Source organism: Corallococcus sp. AB038B (assembly GCF_003668955.1).
Taxonomy (GTDB): domain Bacteria; phylum Myxococcota; class Myxococcia; order Myxococcales; family Myxococcaceae; genus Corallococcus; species Corallococcus exiguus.
The window spans coordinates 1-379 of sequence record NZ_RAWO01000456.1 but is presented as its reverse complement, the minus strand read 5'-3'; the positions used below and the strand labels follow the sequence as shown (position 1 = coordinate 379).

General features: G+C 72.6%; 1 pseudogene. It reads right to left on the bottom strand.

Going from position 1 to position 379, the window contains the following annotated elements:
* Positions 1-379: pseudogene (locus D7Y04_RS43875) on the bottom strand (serine/threonine-protein kinase PknK); the annotation flags it as partial.

Sequence of the window (379 nt, the reverse complement as noted above, 5' to 3'; positions counted from 1 at the left end):
GCCAGCAACGCGCCCGCCCGGTACGGCGACACCTCGGGCTGCTCCGCCCGCACGCGCTCCAGCAGCACGTCCAGGTCCTTCGTGCGCCCGACGATGGCCAGCGCCATGGCCTGGAGGATGCGCAGCTCCGCCTGCTTCCAGAAGATGTCCTCGGGCGACGACTGCGCGTCCGCCGCGCGCTCGCGGAACAACTCACGCAGCCGCGCGGGCCTTTCGTCCTCCGGCGCCGCGCACGCCGCGTCCAACTGCGCCAGCGCGAGCCTCCGTCCCTCCACCAGGTCCACCGTCGCCGCCCAGTGCGCGAAGAGCTTTTCCGAGAAGGCCAGGGAGCTGGGCGGGTCGCTCGCGTAGCCCACTTCCACCAGCGTCACCCAGATGC